Source organism: Dellaglioa sp. CoH-56-MRSF-13 (assembly GCF_056782095.1).
This window is the reverse complement of sequence record NZ_JBXAYC010000228.1, coordinates 1-233: the sequence shown is the minus strand read 5'-3', so window position 1 is coordinate 233 and position 233 is coordinate 1. Positions and strand designations below refer to the sequence as shown.

Sequence of the window (233 nt, the reverse complement as noted above, 5' to 3'; positions counted from 1 at the left end):
ACGCATACCGTCACCCGGAACACAAGGTCCTGAACCAAGGCGAATTCTTCGTGATCTCGGACGCGCTGAACCACGGCGCTTACTCGGATCGCGGCGGTCTGCAATCGCAGCCGATCGACATCAGCATCGAGAAGGTGCCGGGTCGTGGTTGGGTGATGTTCGAATCGCTCGCTATCTCGGTCGCGAACTCGCGTTCGGTCGCTGCTGGTCTGCGCGTGTAATTGAACTAGGAG

General features: G+C 59.2%; 1 protein-coding gene. It reads left to right on the top strand.

The window, feature by feature from the left end:
• The coding region (locus tag AC1RP1_RS08500) for a hypothetical protein (protein ID WP_481762806.1) at window positions 1-221 on the top strand (221 nt) is incomplete at its 5' end.
• Window positions 222-233 lie beyond the last annotated feature (12 nt).